The sequence below is a fragment of the Paenibacillus sp. HB172176 genome, assembly GCF_011947265.1.
Taxonomy (GTDB): domain Bacteria; phylum Bacillota; class Bacilli; order Paenibacillales; family Paenibacillaceae; genus Pristimantibacillus.
This window is the reverse complement of sequence record NZ_JAATHD010000031.1, coordinates 32,021-51,813: the sequence shown is the minus strand read 5'-3', so window position 1 is coordinate 51,813 and position 19,793 is coordinate 32,021. Positions and strand designations below refer to the sequence as shown.

The 19,793-nt window shown below is 52.5% G+C and carries 16 protein-coding genes; 3 read left to right on the top strand and 13 right to left on the bottom strand.

The features are described 5' to 3' along the window. Window positions 1–23: 23 nt before the first annotated feature. The 8 genes from HFP08_RS25885 to chrS form a co-directional block, all read right to left on the bottom strand. The gene (locus HFP08_RS25885) at window positions 24–962 is read right to left on the bottom strand and encodes a carbohydrate ABC transporter permease (protein ID WP_168123534.1); all 939 of its coding nucleotides are present in this window, start codon (window positions 960–962) and stop codon (window positions 24–26) included. A 36-nt stretch (window positions 963–998) separates the two neighbouring features. Next, complete coding sequence (locus tag HFP08_RS25880; RefSeq protein ID WP_168123533.1) at window positions 999–1,937, bottom strand: ABC transporter permease; 939 nt, start codon at window positions 1,935–1,937, stop codon at window positions 999–1,001. Window positions 1,938–2,022: 85 nt separating this feature from the next. Continuing rightward, window positions 2,023–3,462, bottom strand: coding sequence for an ABC transporter substrate-binding protein (locus HFP08_RS25875; protein ID WP_168123539.1), 1,440 nt, complete (start codon window positions 3,460–3,462; stop codon window positions 2,023–2,025). A gap of 150 nt (window positions 3,463–3,612) precedes the next feature. After that, window positions 3,613–5,133, bottom strand: coding sequence for a response regulator transcription factor (locus HFP08_RS25870; RefSeq protein ID WP_168123532.1), 1,521 nt, complete (start codon window positions 5,131–5,133; stop codon window positions 3,613–3,615). Beyond that, window positions 5,126–6,946 (bottom strand): sensor histidine kinase, encoded by a 1,821-nt coding sequence (locus tag HFP08_RS25865; RefSeq protein WP_168123531.1) that lies wholly within the window; start codon window positions 6,944–6,946, stop codon window positions 5,126–5,128. The genes HFP08_RS25870 and HFP08_RS25865 overlap by 8 nt, the downstream gene beginning before the upstream one ends. Window positions 6,947–7,663: 717 nt before the next feature. After that, the gene (gene chrA / locus HFP08_RS25860) at window positions 7,664–8,215 is read right to left on the bottom strand and encodes a chromate efflux transporter ChrA (RefSeq protein WP_168123530.1); all 552 of its coding nucleotides are present in this window, start codon (window positions 8,213–8,215) and stop codon (window positions 7,664–7,666) included. Then, window positions 8,202–8,849, bottom strand: a complete 648-nt coding sequence (chrB, locus tag HFP08_RS25855) for a chromate efflux transporter ChrB (RefSeq protein ID WP_168123529.1) — start codon at window positions 8,847–8,849, stop codon at window positions 8,202–8,204. The genes chrA and chrB overlap by 14 nt, the downstream gene beginning before the upstream one ends. A 3-nt stretch (window positions 8,850–8,852) precedes the next feature. Further along, window positions 8,853–9,335 carry a chromate efflux transcriptional regulator ChrS gene (chrS, locus tag HFP08_RS25850; protein WP_168123528.1) on the bottom strand — a complete coding sequence of 161 codons (483 nt, stop codon included), beginning with the start codon at window positions 9,333–9,335 and terminating at the stop codon, window positions 8,853–8,855. 243 nt (window positions 9,336–9,578) lie between these two features. On the opposite strand from chrS, the gene ggt reads away from it, so the two are divergent. The 3 genes from ggt (at window position 9,579) to HFP08_RS25835 (ending at window position 15,142) form a co-directional block, all read left to right on the top strand. Further along, the gene (ggt, locus tag HFP08_RS25845; protein ID WP_168123527.1) at window positions 9,579–11,165 is read left to right on the top strand and encodes a gamma-glutamyltransferase; all 1,587 of its coding nucleotides are present in this window, start codon (window positions 9,579–9,581) and stop codon (window positions 11,163–11,165) included. Window positions 11,166–11,198: 33 nt separating this feature from the next. Continuing rightward, window positions 11,199–12,455, top strand: coding sequence for an amidase family protein (locus tag HFP08_RS25840; protein WP_168123526.1), 1,257 nt, complete (start codon window positions 11,199–11,201; stop codon window positions 12,453–12,455). 641 nt (window positions 12,456–13,096) lie between these two features. After that, complete coding sequence (locus HFP08_RS25835) at window positions 13,097–15,142, top strand: eCIS core domain-containing protein (protein ID WP_168123525.1); 2,046 nt, start codon at window positions 13,097–13,099, stop codon at window positions 15,140–15,142. 76 nt (window positions 15,143–15,218) lie between these two features. Here HFP08_RS25835 and HFP08_RS25830 read toward each other — a convergent pair whose 3' ends face one another. From HFP08_RS25830 to HFP08_RS25810, 5 genes are all read right to left on the bottom strand, one after another. Next, on the bottom strand, window positions 15,219–16,487 hold the full coding sequence (locus HFP08_RS25830) for a hemolysin family protein (RefSeq protein ID WP_168123524.1): 1,269 nt from the start codon (window positions 16,485–16,487) through the stop codon (window positions 15,219–15,221). 74 nt (window positions 16,488–16,561) lie between these two features. Beyond that, window positions 16,562–17,356, bottom strand: coding sequence for an ABC transporter permease subunit (locus tag HFP08_RS25825; protein ID WP_168123523.1), 795 nt, complete (start codon window positions 17,354–17,356; stop codon window positions 16,562–16,564). Beyond that, window positions 17,353–18,147: an ABC transporter permease subunit gene (locus tag HFP08_RS25820; RefSeq protein ID WP_168123522.1), complete on the bottom strand. Its 795-nt coding sequence runs from the start codon at window positions 18,145–18,147 to the stop codon at window positions 17,353–17,355. The genes HFP08_RS25825 and HFP08_RS25820 overlap by 4 nt, the downstream gene beginning before the upstream one ends. Window positions 18,148–18,153: 6 nt before the next feature. Further along, window positions 18,154–19,035, bottom strand: a complete 882-nt coding sequence (locus HFP08_RS25815) for an ABC transporter ATP-binding protein (protein ID WP_168123521.1) — start codon at window positions 19,033–19,035, stop codon at window positions 18,154–18,156. 62 nt (window positions 19,036–19,097) lie between these two features. Beyond that, entirely contained in the window at window positions 19,098–19,721 is a 624-nt protein-coding gene (locus HFP08_RS25810; protein WP_168123520.1) for a TetR/AcrR family transcriptional regulator, read from the bottom strand. Window positions 19,722–19,793 lie beyond the last annotated feature (72 nt).

The window sequence follows — 19,793 nt, the reverse complement described above, 5'->3', positions numbered from 1 at the left end:
CTCCTTCTCTCTCTTGGTTGCTTCTACTCTTTGACGGCGCCCACTGTCAAGCCTTGGATGAAATAACGCTGGAAGAACGGATAAGCGAAGATGATCGGCCCCGTCGCCAGCACCACCATCGCCATTCGCGACGTATCCTGCGGCATGGATTGCAGAACGCCAACGCTCAAGGACGTGTTCTGCGAATTCTGCATAATAAACTGCATGCTGTTCTCGATTCGCATCAGCATCGACTGCAGCGGCACGAGGCTTGGCTTGTCAATATACAGAAGCGCGTTGAACCAATCATTCCAATAACCAAGCGTGCTGAACAAGCCTATCGTAGCCAGTCCGGGCAGCGAGAGCGGAATGACCAGCCTGAAGAAGATGCCGAACTCGCCCGCTCCGTCGATCTTGCCGGATTCAATAATCGCATCCGGGATCATTGTCGAGAAGAACGTGCGGAGAATCATAATATAGAAGGCGTTCACCGCCAGCGGCAGAATTAGCGCCCAAAGCGAATCCTTCAACCCCAGCAGCTGCGTGACAACGATGTAAGTAGGAACAAGCCCCCCGTTGAACAGCATCGTGAAGAATGCGAAAAACGCAAAGAAATTGCGGTATTTGAAGCTTCGGCGCGATATGGCGTATGCGAACAGCGCGGTGCAGACAACGGCGATGACAGTGCCGATGACCGTGATCGCGATGGTCACGCCATAGGAGCGAAGCAATTGATCTCCTGCCTTGAACAAATAGCTGTAAGCCTCGTAGCTCCACTTCTCCGGAATGAGCTGATAGCCGTTCACAGCCAAAGATTTCTCGTCCGTGAAGGAAATGATCGTCACGAAGACGAACGGAAAGACGCATGCAAAAGCGAAAATGCCGGCGATCAAATGAAATATCATATTCCAGGCTGTTGTTAATTTATGAAAATCTCGACCTTGCAAAGAACCCGTTTTTGCGGACAATGTTTTCCCTCCCATCCTCTTGCTGAAGCTCTATTCGGCGGCTTCCCGCTTCTAGAATAAAGCATTGTCTTTGTTGAACTTGCGAACGATGCCGTTCGAGGCGATAACGAGCACGAAGCCAACCAGCGATTGATAGAGCCCCGCGGCCGTGCTCATGCCAATCTCGCCAGTCGATTTCAAGCCGCGGTACACATAGGTGTCGATAACGTTCGTGACGCTGTAGAGCGTTCCCGAATCGCGCGGCACTTGATAGAACAAGCCGAAATCCGCATAGAAAATTTTGCCGATGGCAAGCAGAGTCAGAATCGTCATTAGCGGGGTCAGCATCGGAAGCGTCACATTGCGGATCTGCTGCCACTTGTTCGCCCCGTCGATCATCGCCGCCTCGTACAGCGACTTGTCGATGCCCATAATGGCCGCCAAGTAGATGACGCTGTTATAGCCGACGGACTTCCACAGGAACACGACTACGATGATAATCGGCCAATACGTGGGATCCGAGTACCAATTCATCGCGTCGATGCCGAACCATGCGAGCATTTGATTCAACGCGCCCTTATCCATGCTCAGGAAGCTGTACAGGAAATAACCGACGATTACCCAGGAGAGGAAATAGGGAAGGAACATACCGGTTTGATACACCTTCGCCAGCCTCTTGTTCGCGATTTCGGCCAGCATAATGGCCATTACAATCGCGATCACCAGACCAAGCACGATAAAAAACAAATTATAGAGCACCGTGTTGCGCGTTATAATATACGCGTCGTTCGTGCTGAACAAAAACTTGAAATTCGACAGCCCGACCCACTTGCTGTCAATGATGCTTGCCAGAAATCCGTCCCGGCTGTAGCGATATTCCTTGAACGCGATAACCATGCCGGCCATGGGTAGATAGGAGAAAAACACAAACCACACCGTAGCGGGCAATACCATCAGCAGCATCGCCTTGTTCCTGCCGATATCCTTCACGATTCGCCCTAAGGCTCTCATTGCTGTCACCTCTTTCGTATGCAAAATGAGAAAGAGGCATGACTCGAATGAAGTTCCATTCTCCTCACGCCTCCGCAAGATAAAATTACTTGTTCGCTGCTCTCCATTCGTCAAGCTGGCGCTGCGCTTCTTCTATGATCTTGTCCAGTCCGGCCGCTTTGAATTTCTCGTTCGCCTTGGCCAGATATTCTTCCGGATCAACCGTGCCCGTCATGAGCGGAGCCCAGAATTCCTCTCTGACATTCTGAACCGAAGCGATTTCCGTCGCCACCTTCGACGTATCGAAGTTGAAGCCAAGGAGCGGAGCCGGCTTGCCGGCGTCATTGAATTTCTTGAACTCCTCCCACTTGTCGGCAGGATCCGTAGGATTGAGATACGTTATCATCAGATTGCCCAGCGAGAAGGTCGGCATGTCGTAGTTTTTGGATTCTGGAAGATTCTCCATGACATCGTCGCTGACTTTCTTGTAATGAACGCCTTCAATACCGGAATCCAGCATGTTGCGAAGCACTGGATCGGTATTCACGAGATTCAGAAATTCCATCGCCTTCTCCGGATATTCCGAATTGGCCGAGATGGCCTGCATGGAGCCCATAACGGACCAGTTGTAGATTAAAGCTTCGCTTGCCGGCGTAGACACGACCGGGTAGCCGTAGCTCGACGACCACAGATTGTCCGCGAACGGCTGCGAGGTCGCGCGATCCGCGAACCACTTGCCCGTCGTTTGAACATCCGTAAGCGAATCCATCGTCATCGCTTCCGTAGGGATATAGCCGGCCTGATAGTATTTGTGCATCGTATCCAGAGCTTGCTTCATCTCCTGCGTTTCCAGCACGTTTACGATTTTGTAATCATCCGTGTCGATCGCCACCGCCATCGGAAGCTTCTCAATCACATAATCGTATGGAACATAAGGCATTTGGTTCTTGTCGACGGCCAGCGGATACACATCCGGCTCGTTCTCCTTGATCGTCTTCAGAAGCGGCTCCAGACTCTCAAGCGTATAGACATCGGAGATGTCCAGGCTGTATTTGTCCAGCAGCTCCTTGTTGAAGCGCCATACCTCCTGTGCCGGAAGCTCTTTGTTGGCCGGAATGCCGTAATTATGTCCGTCCACCTTGGAGCCTTCCAGGAACGCCGGGTCCAGCGCGTCGATGATGCCTTGACCATGCTCCTTCAGCAGATCGTCAAGCTCGTAGAAAGCGCCTTTGCGCGCATTCTGCACATAGTCGAACGCCCATGAGGCGGTGAACATAATGTCCATCGGCTCGCCGGAAGCGGTCATCACCTGCAGCTTCTGGGAGTAATCTCCCCAGTCCACCATATTCATTTTGACCGTTACGCCAATCTTCTCCGCCGTATACTTGCTGACCTCTTCCATCACCTTGTCGACATCCTTCTGAGGCGTTCCGATCGTGTACCAAATCAGCTCGACCGGCTTCTCGGCCGTTCCCTCTTCCTCATTCTTGCCGCCGCAGGCGCTCAGCACCAGCGTCGTCGATAGCAGCACCGCAGCCGCCGACATCCAGCCTCTCTTCTTCTTCAGCAATAGTGTAACCTCCCCTTGTATCATCATCTTTCCTACATTGACTTTATCCCATGTAACCTTTTTCAAATAGGCAACAAACTAAAGATATCATGTCCAAATTAAAGAAACAGACTGCCCCGATTCGATTCAGAGCAGTCCTTTGTAGTCGGTCGGGGATATTCCCACGTATTTTTTGAATTGCTTGTAGAAGTAGCCCGTCTCCCAATAGCCGACCTTCTGGGCGATTTCCGAAACCTTCAGATGCGTTTCCTTCAGCATCTCCTTCGCCTTGTCAATACGATGCTTATTCAGGTATTCGGTGAACGATTCATTCGTTTCCTTCTGGAACAGGTGGCCGAGATAGACCGGATGGATGTTGTATTGCTGGCCAAGCGTCTTCAGCGACAATGCCTCGTTGTAATGCTCGTGAATATAACCCAGCAGCAGCTGAATGATTGGACTCTTCACATCGCGCATCAGCGACTCCACCGTCTCGCTTGCCGTCTTCTTGATGATGAAAGCGAGATCCTCAAGCTTGTCCGCTTGCAGAACCTGCGCGAATCCCGACTTGAAAAACTCGGGAAGCTCCGCTTGCTTGATCTCCTCAAGCTCCATCTTGAACCGAATCATCAGCTCCACCGCCAAGCTCTGCAGATTGGCCGGCGTAGCGGACGGACCTTCCAGAAACCTCGCGAACTCGGCGTCTATTGCCTCATGCAGTCCTTCCGTATCCTTGGCGTTGATCAGCTTCGCGTAGACGGACCAATTCAGGGAGTCGACGGGCGAGGGCAGCCCCTTCTCTCCTTGCGGCAGTATGTCGTAATCGAGAATGCCGGGTTCGTCGAATAGAAGGAAATATTCCTGGGTTTTCTTCGCATGGGCATAGCTTCTCGGCGCATGCTCTCCCATAGCTTCAACGCTGCCAAGCGAAATGCGCAGACGCGCGGGCTCGAAGCGCTTCTGCATGCCATGCAGAGCTTCCATCGCTCTTCGTTTCCCTTCCTCCGGCTCCTCTAGCATGAATACGATGACAAGATCGCCGTCTATGTCCACGAACGGCAGCATGGACGGATCTTCAACGGCCAGCCGCTGCGCTTCGTCGTAGGAGTGCTGGAATTGCTCCTGAGTCCGCAGGACCGCCGTCACGAGGTAGGGACTGTTCATGTTGATCTGCAGCATGTCCATCCTCGCATCAAGCTCATGGGGCGCGATTCTTCCTGTAAGCCAGCGATACAGAATATTATCCCGCAGAATGCGAATATCATATTCGCTGAACAAACGATCCGCGCGGGTTGCGTTCAGCTTGTCTATGGTCGTGGTCAGCGTCTCCTGCAGCTCGTCGATATTAATCGGCTTCAGCAAATAATTCTCGACGCCCAGCTTCAAGCCGTCTTTAATATAGTGAAAATCATTATAGCCGCTTAGAATAATGACCTTCAGATCAGGCCGGAACCGCCTTGCTTCCCGAATCAAGGTCAAGCCGTCCATGACGGGCATCGAAATATCCGTCAGCAGAATATCGGCGGGCGTGTCCATTAGCTTGCCAAGCGCCTCTTGCCCGTTCTCCGCGCTGCCGACGATCTCGAGTCCGTAATCCGACCATTCGATAATATCGAACAAGCCTTCGGTAATGAACGGTTCGTCATCCACCAGAAACACTCTATACATGTTCAACCTCCCCCGCATTCTCCGGGAATTCAAGTGTTACGCTCGTCCATGCCCCTTCTTCGCTGTCGATCTTCAGTCCGAAGGAGCTGCCGTACAGCAGCTTCAATCTTTCGTCGACGCTTCGCAAGCCGAATGACTCGCCGTTCTGCTCCGGCTCGGACAGCGACTGACGAATATCGCGAAGCTTGTCCGGCGAAATCCCTTTCCCGTTGTCCCTCACTTCGATTCGGATGCGTCCATTCAGCTCCGTCACGGCAATTCGAATATGATTGTCGTGCCTCCCGGAATCCAGACCGTGGATGACATAGTTCTCGATAATAGGCTGCAAGGCGATTCTCATCATCATTTTCCCCGATAATCGCTCATTGCTTTCAATCGCGTAGGATAACTTGTCCTTGTACCGGATGCGGAATAGCTCCAGATACAGCCTCGCGATTTCCAGCTCGTCCTTCACCGTGTTGATGCCCCGCGGCTGAACGAAGCTCTTGAACAGCATCGACAAGCTGTAGATCATCTCCCCGACATCGCGCGCGCCTTGCGAGATCGCCCTCATGCGGATTACCTCCAGCGTGTTGTAGAGGAAATGCGGATTGACTCTTGCCTGCAAGGAGGACAGCTCGGTATGCTTCTGCTTGATTTCCGCTTTGTACACGGAATCGATATGCCTGGTGAGCTCATCGAGCATGTCGTTGAAGCTTCGGGATATTTGGCCAAGCTCATCCTCTCTCTCGTCCGTAATGCGGGCGGTCAGATCGCCGGTCTCCACCTTCCTCATGAAGCGAATAATCTTGTTTGTCCGCTTCGCGAAGTTTACGACGACAAAGGTAGGTACCAGCAGAACAATAAGAATTGCGAAGGCGCTAATCAAAATAATGCTGCGCTTCAATCCCTGATAAGCCGCCTTGATTTCGGATTTCGGCGCCACTCCGACGATCACGTAGCCTTCTTTGTTCTTCGTCAGCGTGGTTACGTAGGAATCCTCCTCCAGGTCGGCCGTTCCGTACAGCGTATCGATTCGATCCGCATATGGATATCTTTCCCCGTAATAGCGATCCGAAGAATCGAACAGCACTTCGCCTGTCGGTCCCAGGACTAGAATATAGCCCTTCAGCTGCTCTTTCTGGCTCTCCAACTCCTTCTGAATCCGTTCCGAATTGAAGTACACGAGCAACTGTCCAATATTTTTCAAGGTCTGCTTGTCGTTGATGGGGATTCGCACGGCATACAGCTTTTCATCCAATTGACCAATCGCATGACGGACCCAAATGTTCGGGGTGGAGACAAGATTCGTCTCGAGAGCGATTGAATCGGGAACATAGGATTTCGATACATTCACCGAGATTAATTTGGAGGCCAGATTCTGATTGAAGACGAACAAGAATTGCTGATCCGAGCTGTAAAGCACGAGATTCGTAATAGCGGGATCGTTCTTCAGCTTGTTTTTGAAATAATCCAGGCCCTGCGGGATATCGATATCGAGCTCGGACAGATTCTGGTCCAGCATATATTTCATATATTCGTCGAACGGATTCTGCAAGAAGAAGGCGAGCTGCTGCGACATCGGCTCGTTGCGGTACACATCCAGCATCATCGTCTGCACGTTCTCGACCTTGCGGTCCATATAGCCGGCGACATCGTCCATCGCTTTCTTCTGGTTCTCAAGTTCGTTGTGAACGATGGAACGGGACATGAAGTCGAACATGAAATAGGAGAAGGTCACGATTGTAACCGTCGTAATGACAGTGAAGGTCAGAATCATCTTCATGAACGTGTTGTTGCGAATAAATTGATCATACAAGCTTCCGATTTTCATGTCGGCCTCCTTCCCCTATTGCTCGCATGAGCCGCGTTCATTTCAAGATCATATCATACTGCAAGGGGTGGGGAAGGAACAAGTTATTGGGAAAAAGGGAGCGGTCGACTGGAGTCATAAGATGGAATAGTCCATCCATAGCGGCAGTTCGGTGGCGGGTCGGCGACGGGTCGATGGCGGATCAGTGGCGATTGAGGCGCGGTTGCTGAGGAGGTTCAATAGCGAAACGACGCGGGGGCGGGACGAGCGAGGTTCTGTGGCGAAACGGCTGAGACTGCTGCGGCTGAGCTTTTGAGCTGCGGTGGAGAAACGGCTGGGGCTCGGCTTTCCCTATGGTCTGAATGAAGCATTCTGTGGTTAGCCATTTCGGACTCTTGTACTGGATTTTCTCCAGCTTATTTTACTGAATAGCGATAAATAAACTTATAAGCTGGAAATCCTCCAGTATATTTTTGAAAATGTTCGTTTTTCTAGTTGCAGCGGCATTTATACTGGAGTATTTCCCGCTTAAGCAGCGGGATAGTAAAGAAGAGCAAAGATATACAGGAATAATTCCAGTATATCCATTCGTGGCGGCAGTTTCATCCCAATCCCAGGTCGTTTCGGTCGTTTCGGTCGTTCCGACATTGTTGAAGTTGAGCTTGAAGTTCACAATAGACAATACATGAGACAGACGGAGAGGAATTTTGTCTAATGCTGTTGATGTGAGAGAATCCGCTAACCGTTCAAATGCGGAATAACCAATCCACCGTACACGAAAGCGGCGAGTATGACGAACGCCGGATGAAGCTTGCGGCGCTGAATCGCCCAAAAGGCAATGGCCGCTATGCAGATTGACTGAATCCAGCCGATCGAAGCGACGGCGCTGTCCGCCATCTGCCAAGTGAGCAGCAGCATCATGATTGCGATGACAGGCTGAACGAGCAAGGTCATGCCCTTCACGACGGGCGAAGCGCGATGCTTCTGCAGCAGCTTGAGCAGGATGATGAGTGCCGCGGCCGAAGGGACGATCGTTGCGGCGAGCGCCAGAAGCGCGCCCCCGACGCCGCCGACATCATAGCCGACGAAGGCGGCTATCTTCGTTGCGATCGGCCCTGGCAGCGCGTTGCCGAGCGCCAGAATGTTGGAGAATTGCTGGGGCGTTGCCCATTCATGATGCGTTACAATCTCCCGATACATGAGCGGAATCGAGGCGGGTCCTCCGCCATAGCCAAGCACATTGGCAAGGAAGAAGCCAATAATAAGCTGCAGCCAATTAGTCCAATCCACGCGTAACTCCCTCCTTCTCTTGGCGAGCCGCCCGCTGCTCGCGCTTCAATGCGCGCTGTTCTCGCCGCCGCTTCCAGGCCGCCGCCGTCCGCAGGTGGAATACGCCGTAGCCAAGGAAGATCACGATGACAATAGCCGGATGCACATGAACCAGTTGAAGGAGCGCGAAGGCAAGAATGAAGAAGCCGATACCCGTGTAGAGGCCAAGCCCCTTCACCGCGCGCTCCCCGAATTCATAAGCCATCATGCCCAGCATAACCGCGATGACGGGGATAACCGCGCCAATCATGCCTTGGATAATTGCCGATCCGCTCAGCCACTGCACAGCCGTAAGCAATGCAATCATGGCCGCGCCGGAAGGAAGAATATGCGACAGCACCGACACGATCGCGCCAGGCACGCCCTTCTGATGATAGCCGATATAAGCGGCCATCTTCGTCGCGATCGGCCCGGGCAAGGCGTTAGCAAGCGCCAATATTTCGCCGAAATCCTCATCCTTCATCCAGCCATGCGCGTTAACGGCCTCATACCGGAACAACGGAATAACGGACGGGCCGCCGCCATAGCCCAGAATTCCCGTCTTCGCCATTGCCCATGAAATTTGCGCGTAAGTGCCTCTCTTCTCCTCGTTCATAATCTACAACCTCATTCCCATCCGGCTCTTGTAACGATTAATGAGCAACTGACAATCCACGCTCATGATGCCGGGCAATACGTACAGCTTATCCTTCATGAATTGATCCATCTCGGCGTTATTGCGGAACAGCCCGTGCATATGCAGCTTGCTCGGACCCGTCATATGATAGAGAGAAGTCACGTAGGGCTCCTGTGACAGCCGATCCGCCGCCTCGTGCAGATGCTTCGGCTCCACCTCCACGTTGAAGAAGGCGGATACCTGAATCCCGATCCGCTCCGGATTAATGACCGCCGCGAATCGCTCGATGACGCCCGATTCCATCAACGCGTTCACTCTTGCCTGCACCGCTACGCGCGATAACCCGATTTCCTTCGCCAGATCGGTATAGGAGATTCTGCCATTCGCGTTAAGCTCGCTTATAATTTTGCGATCATTCTCGTCAATGTCGACAACCGCAGCTTCCTCTTCGCTCCTCTGATTCATTGCCGGCCCTCCATTCGCTTTTTGCTTCACTTTCTATTCGAACAATAATTAAGACTTTTGGTTACGATATGATTAAATATATATTCATACACAAACAAATTCAATACATTTTTAATAAATACCTTACATATGTATTGCGCAAAAACGAGCTGTGGTGTTATTTTTGAAACAAATACTCATGAATCGGAGCACCGTATATCCAACCGCTTAAGCGCCCGACCATTCGAATAGGAGTGAATTGCCATGAACAAATCTGTTATCGGCACGGATACGATGGTTGTAAGCCCGCATCATCTGGCAACAACGGCAGGCGCGCGCATTCTGGAGCAGGGCGGCAATGCCTTCGACGCCGCTGTGGCGATCAGCGCTTGCCTGGCGGTCGTCTATCCGCATATGACCAGCATGGGCGGCGACTCCTTCTGGCTAACCTATAGCCAGGGAGAGAATAAGGCGCGCGGCTACAACGCCAGCGGCAGATCCGGCTACCGTGCCAATCCGGACGCTTATGCAGGCAAAACCTCGATTCCGAATCGCGGCATCGAAAGCATCGTTACGGTGCCCGGAATGGTCGACGGCTGGGCGGCGGTGCACGGCGAATACGGCGCGCTGCCATGGGGCGACGTGCTTGCTCCCGCTATCCTCTACGCGGAGCAGGGCTTCCCGATGACGGCGGATCAATACGAGAACGCCGCCGCCCATTCCGCCATGCTCGCGTCGACGCCGGAGACGGCCGCGATCTATTTGCCTCGAGCAGGGGGAAAGCCGGCGCGGACAGGCGAGCGCTTTCGTCAAGCGGCGATGGGAAGATCCTTGCGCCGCATCGCCAAGCAGGGACGGGACGCCTTCTATAAAGGCGAGGTCGCGCAGGAGATGCTTTCCTTCCTCGGGAAGCATGGAAGCCTGCTCGGAGCAGACGACTTCGGAGACCATCATGGGAACTGGGTCGAGCCGATCACCGGCTGCTACCGCGACTATACGCTCTTCCAAATGCCGCCGAATTCACAGGGCTTCTCGGGTATTATGGCGCTGCAAATCCTGGAAAATTTCGATCTCGCGCGGATTCCGCACGGCTCCTATGATTACTATCATCTCTGCGTGGAGGCGCTGAAGCTCAGCTTCAGTGATCGCAACGCCTACTTGACCGATCCCGCATTCTCGGCGGTGCCGCTCGATCGGCTGCTCGACAAGGGCTACGCCGCTCAGCTCGCCGCATCTATCGATCTCGCGCGAGCCAGCTCACTGCAGCCCGAAATGCTCGGCAGCGATACGGCATACGCCGCCGTCGTCGACAAGAACGGCAATGCCGTCTCGTTCATCCAGAGCCTGTACTTCGAGTTCGGATCAGGCGTTGTTGCCGGCGAATCCGGCATTTTGCTGCAGAATCGAGGATCCTTCTTCTCACTTGATCCCACGCATGTGAACTGTCTTCAGCCCGCCAAGCGGACGTTCCATACGCTCATGCCAGCTATGGCGTTCAAGGACGGCAAGCCTTCCGTTCTCTACGGCACTCAGGGCGGCGAAGGACAGCCGCAGACGCAAACGGCGATCTTCACGCGCATGGTCGATTACGGCATGGACCCGCAGACAGCGATTAACGAACCCCGCTGGGTATGGGGACGAACCTGGGGCGAGGCAACCCAGGAGCTGAAGGCCGAAGGACGAGTTGATGCCGCTGTGCTTGATCGGCTTGCCGGTGCAGGGCATCAAGTTCGCAAGGTGAAAGCGTTCGACGGCGTGATGGGTCATGCGCATGCAATCTTGCGCGATGAGCGAGGCTTCCTGCAAGGCGGCGCGGATCCGCGAAGCGACGGATCGGCTATCGGTTGGTAAATTTGCACATATACACACAAGGAGGAAACACCAATGCAGCAGCTTAATATATACGCGAACGAGAGAGTTAAGATACCGCCGCAAGGCAGCGGCAGCTTGGACGGATTGAGCTTTGCAGTGAAGGATGTATTCCAAATTAAAGGCGAAGTTTCAAGCGCAGGGAACCCTGATTGGCTGCGCACGCATCCCCCTGCTGAGAAAAACGCAGCCGTTGTGGAGAAGCTTCTTCGCAGCGGCGCCTCCTTGCAGGGCATGACCATAACGGATGAGCTGATGTACAGCATTAACGGGGAAAATTTGCATTATGGCACACCAGTCAATACGAACGCTCCCGGTCGCATACCTGGAGGCTCCTCCAGCGGCTCGGCCGCGGCTGTCGCGGCGGGACTCGCCAGCTTCGCCATAGGCACAGATACCGGGGGCTCAGTGCGCGTGCCTTCCGCCTATTGCGGCGTGTTCGGCATTCGTCCGAGTCATGGCACCGTCAGCGTAGACGGCTTGATTCCGCTTGCTCCGAGCTTTGATACCGTAGGCTGGATGGCCCAGGATGCAGCCACATTGCTTGCTGTAGGGAAAACACTGCTTGGCGATGAGGACACGACGGCAAAGCCTGCACATGGCTTCACTCGATTAATTATCGCGGAGGACATGTGGAGCCTGGCGGATGAAGCGACAAGAATAAAGCTGGAATCTCTGCTCCCCGCAATCATCAAGCTGCTCGGTACGGATGCCGCTTCGGAATCCGGCACAGATGGTCTTGCAAGTGATTTTGCGAATGAGCGCGACGCAGTCCAATCTCTCGTCATTGCGGAGGAAGGCTTGCCTGCTTGGCTGAACTCATTTCGCCATATTCAAGGCTTGGAAATCTGGCAGTCACACGGCGAATGGATCACCGGGACGAAGCCGAAATTCGGCCCCGGCATCGCAGATCGCTTCGCTTGGTCCAGCACCCTGCGCGCGGAAGAGCATGCGGGCTCCTTCGCCTTGCAGCAGACAGCCCAAGCCCGCATGGCTGAACTGCTCACACCCGGCACGCTTATCGTTGCGCCCACTGCACCTTCAGCAGCCCCGCACTTGAACGGCTCTGGCGAAGACGTCGAGAAGAACCGCAGTCGAACGATGCAGCTATGCTGTGTGGCGGGACTATCCGGTCTACCCCAGGTTTCCATTCCCATCACAGGCGAAGACGGCCTCCCGATCGGCCTCTCCTTCATCGCCGCGAAGCATGAGGACTTGAATTTGCTTCGATGGGTGGAGCGAGTCGCCGCTGCGCTGCATTCCGGCATGTGAGCGCCTCAGAGGCATGAGCTCCCCTGGATATTGGCATGTGAACGCTTGACGCGTGATCTCCCTGGATTTTGGTATATGGACGCTTGACGCGTGAACTCACCGAGGTATCGGCATGTGAACGCTTGACGCGCGAGCTCAAGAAATTTGCTTGGAGCGTTAACGACTGCAGCGTAGCAGCAACTTGGCCTGCGAAGTAACGACAGCTTGGCTTATGATGTAGCTTCAGATCAGCTAGCGTCATAGTGCTGAGCCAGCCTCCTCGCAGGCCTCTCGTAATTGTGAGGCCTGCATGCCCAACAAGCTTTATCTATCATTTCGCGCCCCCCCACAAGAATATACTGGATTTTCTCCTACATATTAATCCAATCGCTTTCTCTCGCAGCATTTAACTGGAATTCCTCCAGCATATTTCATGCCAATAGTCAAAATCTCGCTAAACAACGAGTATATACAGGAGAAATTCCATCATAATAGTTCTTTTCAGCCAAATCCGCAAAATAAGCAGGAGAAATTCCAATTCATCATCCACTCCAACCGCACTCTCGCAGTAAGGTTCACGTCGAAAATTGTAGAATTCGATGACATTCCCTTCCATCTTCCGTTATAATTGAGTCAACATAACAAGGAAGGTGAAACCATTGATGGACAAATCTTCGCGCCGCCCAGCAGAGCCGCCGAAACGCGCTTCCAGCAAAGCCGCCAGTCGAGCAGGAGAAGCATTGCCGCCCATCCAGCGCAGTGAGAATCACAGCGTTTCCGGGCAGTTATCCGCTTTGCAGGCATCCGCAGGCAATCAAGCCGTCTTGCAAATGATGAGGAACAGTAATTTCCATTCATCGGATCGCATGATGGAAGGAACGGAAGAGGCTTCCGCTCCATCCTTGAATCGTTCCGGCATGCCGCCGGCCATTCAAGCCAAGATGGAGAGCGCTCTGGGCGCGGATTTCTCCAACGTGCGCATTCACGAAGGCTCGCAGAAAGCAAGAGAGGTCGGAGCGCTCGCCTATACGCAAGGCTCCCACATTCACTTCGCTCCCGGACAATACAATCCGGACAGCAGCAGAGGTCAACAACTGCTCGGACATGAGCTCACTCATGTCGTGCAACAGAAGCAGGGACGCGTCTCCCCGACTGCGCAGCTCGCTCCCGGCATTGCCCTGAACGACAATCCTTCGCTGGAACGAGAAGCCGATCAGATGGGCGCCAGAGCCGCTCGCGCAATTGCCGCCGAACAGCCTATACAGCGCGCAGTCGATAAAAGCATCTCTCCTCCAGTTTCCTCCGCAGACGGAGCTTCCTCATCCGTCATCCAGAGAATGCCAAGCCCTGCGGAGGTCAAGCAAAAACTGGGAGAGCCCAAGAAGCATGTGAAAAATCCTTTCTACGGCAAGCTTACCAAGAAAATGGGCATGAAGGACACCTTGAAGCAGAACAGTACGCATTACCGCACTTTCCTGCAGAAGGTCGAGGACTTCGACAACTATGTCGATACGAACCGCGTCGGCGATACGAAAGACGCAATATCGGCAGAGCTGGATCAAATCATGACGCTCTACGCTGAAGTGGAGCAGGTAAGCGATGCGTACATCAGACATAACGGAGACAATGATAAGGATGGCAAGGTTGTTTATATCCGTAACTTAAAAACCGCGATTCCGCTGGAGAAGACAGCAGTCCGCTCAGCAGCCGCGGCATACAAGCTCGACCCCGACTTGGACAGACCGTTCTGGAAGCTGCTGACAAGCACGAGCATTCTTCATCTAACCGACGAGATGAGTACGGGAGAAAGCAGCAGCGGAGGCGTTAACACCGTTTCCTTCTTCGAGATCGGCCCTGATATCGAAGGGGTGTTCAAGGAGACGAAGGATGTGCTGCTTCGAGATGATGAATTGCCGGAAAGCGCCACGGAGAAGGAGAGAGACGCCGCTTACGTCGAGTATATCTATGGAACGAAAGACGCGCAAATCTCTGCCGATGACGCGCATATGGCCAATCGGAACATCGCCATGTACAAGCTGGATCAATTACTGGGCGGAGGTGTCATCGCAAGAGCCGAATTCGCGCTGTACAATTCAGGCGCAGGAGTCGTCAAGGGCAGCTACATGGAGAAAGCGAAAGGCAAATCCGGAGGCAAGGTGCTTGACCCTCTTCTGGAGGATATCAAGGCAGAACGCGAGGAATCTTTCAATATGAATGACCCCGTCTTCCAACGCGCCCTCTCACGCATGCAGCTCCTCGATACGCTCGCTATGCAGATCGATCGACATGTCGGCAACTTCTTCATTCATCGCGGAGATGACGGAAAAGTAATCGCGGTAACGGGGATCGATAACGACATGGCTTTCGGGCTGCAGACTGATCTGGAGAAGAAGCATAAGGAATACCCGGGGCTGAGCAAGTTTGTCGACAAAGAGCTTGCTGAGAGAATTCTCGCGCTTCGAGATGATGTGCTTCGAACGGCAATGGAAGACTTGTTAAGCCCTGCGGAAATAGACGCGCTCCTCAATCGGCTGAATAAACTCAAGCAGCATTTGAGGCAAGAGTCGACAAGACTGCTCAGTGTTGACGACTGGAGGTCTATGAACGAGAGCATGAGACAAGGCGACAAGAGCTATGCAACCATACTCGACGCCACTGTTGAAATTGCAAGATCCAAGGTTGAGAACAAGAGGCAAGCGTCAAATTAAGCAATAGCTCATGCAAACAACGGCAGCATCGGACTTCTTGCAAATGTCCAACGCTGCCGTTTCTATATCGAATGCCCTATTCGGAGGCCGTCTCAATCTCATTCACTACTACCTTCACCTTCTTAATTCGCTTCTTCTCCACCTCTGCGACCGTCATCGTGAGATGCTCGTAGGAGATCGTGTCGCCCTTATGCGGAATGCGGTCGATATTGCCGAAGATCCAGCCGCCCAGGTTGTGGAAATGACTGTCGATCGGCGACAGCCCCATAATTTCCGCGAATTCATCCAGCGATATCTGCGGGTTCATCTCAAATGTATAATCATCGAGCTGCTTGAACATATGCACAACCACGTCATGCTCATCCCAAATCTCGCCAACTAATTGCTCCAGCACATCCTCCAGGGTAATCAGACCGGAGGTGCCGCCGAATTCGTCAATAACAATCGACATATGTACATTGCTCTTCTGCAGCTCCAGCAGCAAGGCCGATACCTTCATCGACTTCACTACAAACTTCGGCTTTCGAATAAGCTTCCGAATATCCGCTTCCTGATGCTGCAATAGCGCCGCGAAGAAGTCGCGCTCCGACAAAATTCCGATGACGTTGTCAATATCCTTGTCATAGACCGGAATTCGGGAGAATCGCTCTCTCAGGAATACCTGCTTTATCGCCTCTTCCGGCATATCCACCTCAACCGCAATCATATCCGGCCGAGGCGTCAGCACCTCGCCGACCGTAATTTCATCGAATTCAAGAGAGCGGTGAACAAGCTCCCGCTCCTCCTTCTCTATGACTCCCTCTTCCTCGCTAATATCGATCATAACCTTAATCTCATCCTCGGTAACAGACAAATTCGGTTTCTCGCCCCGAGAGAACAGTCTGGATACGCCATTCTTCAGAATCCGGAACAAATAGTTAATCGGCGTCAATATGCGAATAAGAAGAAGTAAGATACCGGAAATGCGAAGCGAATAGGCTTCCGCGTTTTCTTTGGCAATCGACTTGGGAAGAATTTCTCCGAAAATAAGAATAAGCACCGTCATCCCGAAGGTGCTGACGAGCAGCCCCGTTCTATCGCCGAATATATCCGTCGACAACTTGGCCGAAATGCTCGCCGCCGCGATATTCACAATATTATTGCCCACCAAAATTGTCGAGAGCGCGTTATCGAAATTATCGACAATAAAGTACGCCTTCTTGCCGCCGGGTTTATTCTCATCCGCATAATTCCTGAGTCTGATCTTATTCGCGCTGGAATATGCCGTTTCCGCCGATGAGAAGAAAGCCGATAATAGTATCAATGCCCCAAGCGTCAAAAGCAAGGGTAAGGGAAGATCATCCAAAGGATCGTCACACTCCTGTTTTCGTTTCTCTTATTTTAACCGAAATGGAGGGCAATTGCGAAATTTCCCCGGAATCAGATCGTCAGATCCCTCCGATTATAACGAATATACGCAGCTAACAGCGAAATCAGAATCAGAATAACGCTGAGAATCACATACACAAAGTCAATGCCATAACGTATGACCCCGCTAGCGTCAAAATATTGAAAAGGCGTTGCATACGAGAGATAGTCGATATTCCCGCTGATCTCAATCGCAAGCGACAGCAGGAACGTCGCCAGCATGACGCCCGCCGATAGAGCAACCGCCCGCTTGGGACGCTTCGACACCGATGCAATCGCCGCTCCAACGCTCAGGAACAATAGCTGCACGAACAGCATGCCGAGCATCAGCTTTCCGATCTCCCTAGAGACAGATTCCCCGTTCGCATATGGCGTGACGAACAAGAAAGAGGAGAGAAGCATTGCCGCATTGATAACAACGACATTCATCGAAGCGGCCAGCAGCTTGAACGTCAGCATCCAGCTTCGCGAAATCGGCTTCGCAAGCAGAAATTCCGTTGTTTTGTCCCGTTCTTCCTTGGATACAATGTTCGAGCCGAGCATGGATGCATGAATCGCCGCCATGGCAATCAAGTACAAGAACAGAATGCCATAATAGCCCCCGGCCGTCGCCATATCCAGTTCGCCGACGCCCATTATCGCCTTCATAGCCTTTGGCATATCCGCCATCAGATCATTCATCGTCTGCCCTGAACCCTCGAGCCCTCCGTACTTGCTCATCCCGCCGCCGACCATAGCCGCAATAGCAATGATCCAGATGATGAGCGACTTCCGGCTCGCCTTCATTTCTCTCCAGAATAGATTCATGCCGTCACATCCCTCCTGCTGTAATGTAGGAAGCTAAGTCCCAGACACACCGCAACGACAGCGGCTCCTATCGCAAGATAGGTTGCCTCGTAGCCGTTATGCCGCATAATATAGGCGCGATCGAAGAATTGAAACGGTGTAAAATAACGCAATAATCCATCGCCCGCCGAAGAGCTGATAAACGAGATGGCGAAGAAGGCGAATACCGTGCCGAGCGATACCGGCAACACAGTCCGCATCCGCGGCATCAGCATAGAGGCCGCATAACCGAGAGCAAGGAAGATAAGCTGCATGAATAGCAAAGTCAGCGATATGAGCAGCAAGGCTCCTTCACTGTACGCATCTTGGTGCACAAGCTGCGCTATAAGCATTGCCGCCGCGATATAGATGGCGTTCGTGATAAGCAGCGATGTTAACGCCGCGCAGGTTTTGGCAGCAAGTATACTTCTTCTCGCCACAGGCTTAGTCAGCAGAAAATCGGCTGTCTTCTCCCGCGTCTCCTTCGACACAATGGATACGCCCAGATGCATCGCCTGAATCGAGCCCCCGAGAGCGATATAGAGAAAGATGTAGGAATAGAATCCCAGCAGAGAGGTTATCGAGTCAATCTCGATATCCAGGCCCTTCAGCACAGCCTCCGGCATACCGTTCAGCAGCTGCTTGAACTGTTCCGCGTCACTTGCGAACGAGGGATACAAGCTCATCATGAAGCCTGCCACCGCAGCCAGTGCAATTCCCCAGAGCAACGCCGCCCTGAGACCCGTCATCACTTCGAATCGATACATATTCATGCTCGCTCACTCCTTCACATAATAATGCATGAAGATTTCCTCCAAATCCGGCTCCTCCACCCAAATGTTCGCAAGCTCTACATCAGCAATCTTGGCCATAATTTCATTAATGTTGCCGTGGAACAAAAAACTGACTTCGCCATTCCCTTCCTTCCACTCCGTAACCCCGTCCACCCGGAATACGTTCTTATCGATTTTCGATTTAGGTTCCAGCTTAAAGCGCTTATGCGTGTTTTCCTTCAGCTCGCTCATCTTCTCGAGCGCCATCAATCGCCCTTCCTTGATGATTGCCACTCTGTCGCAGAGGCGCTGTACCTCGCTTAAAATATGCGAGGAGAACAGAATCGTAGCCCCCTTGCGATTCTCCTCCTCTAACAGACTGAAAAAGCGCTGTTGCATGAGCGGATCAAGCCCGCTTGTCGGCTCATCCAGAATGATGAGCTTCGGCTCATGCAACAGCCCTTGCACAATGCCGACCTTCTTCTTGTTTCCGAGCGACAAATCGTCGATTCGTTTGCTTAAATCCAGCTCCATCGCCTCGGCCAGCTCTTTGATCCTCTTGCTGCAATCCTTCTTGTAGAAAGAGGCGGAATACTGCAGAAGCTCTTTCACCCGCATATTGTCATAATAGAAAACCTCAGAAGGCAAATAGCCAATCTCGCGTTTGATCTCCGGCCCATTCGCAATACAATCCTTTCCGAAGATCTTCGCGCTGCCGCTCGTCGGATAGATAAGTCCCAGCATCGTCCGAATCGTGGTCGATTTGCCCGCTCCGTTCGGGCCGATGAAGCCGAAGATCTCCCCTTCCTCCACCTGAAAGCTCAGCTCCGTTATGCCCCTCGCTTCGCCGTAGCTCTTCGTCAATCGATCCAGCTCAATTATAGCCATCTTCGTTCCCTCCTCTGATCATAACAAGAACAACCCTCCTACAATTCGGAAGGATTTCCTGCTTATTTTTTTAAGAAGCTCGCCTTAAATAACGCGATATATTCATCGAATTCCTGCATCAACGCCGGGATATCGATTTCTTCCTTCGACAATCGCATCATTTCCCGTTTCTGCGCGCTAAGACCCTCGAGCGACCATAGAATAACGTTGATTGCCTTCATCGGATCGACCCGTTTCTTGAACGAAGTCAAATCTACATTGTGAAGCAAGTTTTTGAATTCATTGGCTGCAGTTTCCTTCATCAACGCATCGATCTCGCCCATCACTACTTTATCATCGTCGCTGCAGGCCGATTTCAGAAATTCAAAGATATCGGGATAGCGGTTGAAAATTTCGAGCTTCGCCTCCGCCATCTTCCGCAGCTTCACGAACAAATCGCGCTCTTCCTTATCAACCTTACTGTGAATGCCCTCGGAAACTTCCCGCACCGCATAATCGAACAGATAGAGATACAGATCCTTCTTGCTTGTAAAATAATGAAATAAAATCCCCTTGGAGATATCCGCCTCCTTCGCAATTTCATTCGTTGACGCCGCTTGATAGCCCTTTGCGCCGAATTCCTTCATTGCCGCGTTCAGAATGCGCACTTGCTTCTCTCTATCTATGGTATGAAACTTCGTGAACAAGCTTGCTCCTCCTTTCGAAATAGGAAACACAGTCATTGACCATATTGGTCAATACTATTGTAATCCAATTGA

Bases quoted from the DNA above. Each gene is read 5' to 3' on its own strand.
- HFP08_RS25820 (WP_168123522.1), bottom strand. From the start codon at position 18,147: ATGAATATGTATCGATTCGAAGTGATGACGGGTCTCAGGGCGGCGTTG.
- HFP08_RS25880 (WP_168123533.1), bottom strand. From the start codon at position 1,937: ATGAGAGCCTTAGGGCGAATCGTGAAGGATATCGGCAGGAACAAGGCG.
- HFP08_RS25870 (WP_168123532.1), bottom strand. From the start codon at position 5,133: ATGTATAGAGTGTTTCTGGTGGATGACGAACCGTTCATTACCGAAGGC.
- HFP08_RS25840 (WP_168123526.1), top strand. From the start codon at position 11,199: ATGCAGCAGCTTAATATATACGCGAACGAGAGAGTTAAGATACCGCCG.
- HFP08_RS25865 (WP_168123531.1), bottom strand. From the start codon at position 6,946: ATGAAAATCGGAAGCTTGTATGATCAATTTATTCGCAACAACACGTTC.
- HFP08_RS25835 (WP_168123525.1), top strand. From the start codon at position 13,097: ATGGACAAATCTTCGCGCCGCCCAGCAGAGCCGCCGAAACGCGCTTCC.
- HFP08_RS25875 (WP_168123539.1), bottom strand. From the start codon at position 3,462: ATGTCGGCGGCTGCGGTGCTGCTATCGACGACGCTGGTGCTGAGCGCC.
- chrB (WP_168123529.1), bottom strand. From the start codon at position 8,849: ATGAACGAGGAGAAGAGAGGCACTTACGCGCAAATTTCATGGGCAATG.
- HFP08_RS25815 (WP_168123521.1), bottom strand. From the start codon at position 19,035: ATGGCTATAATTGAGCTGGATCGATTGACGAAGAGCTACGGCGAAGCG.
- ggt (WP_168123527.1), top strand. From the start codon at position 9,579: ATGAACAAATCTGTTATCGGCACGGATACGATGGTTGTAAGCCCGCAT.
- HFP08_RS25825 (WP_168123523.1), bottom strand. From the start codon at position 17,356: ATGAATCTATTCTGGAGAGAAATGAAGGCGAGCCGGAAGTCGCTCATC.
- HFP08_RS25885 (WP_168123534.1), bottom strand. From the start codon at position 962: ATGGGAGGGAAAACATTGTCCGCAAAAACGGGTTCTTTGCAAGGTCGA.
- chrS (WP_168123528.1), bottom strand. From the start codon at position 9,335: ATGAATCAGAGGAGCGAAGAGGAAGCTGCGGTTGTCGACATTGACGAG.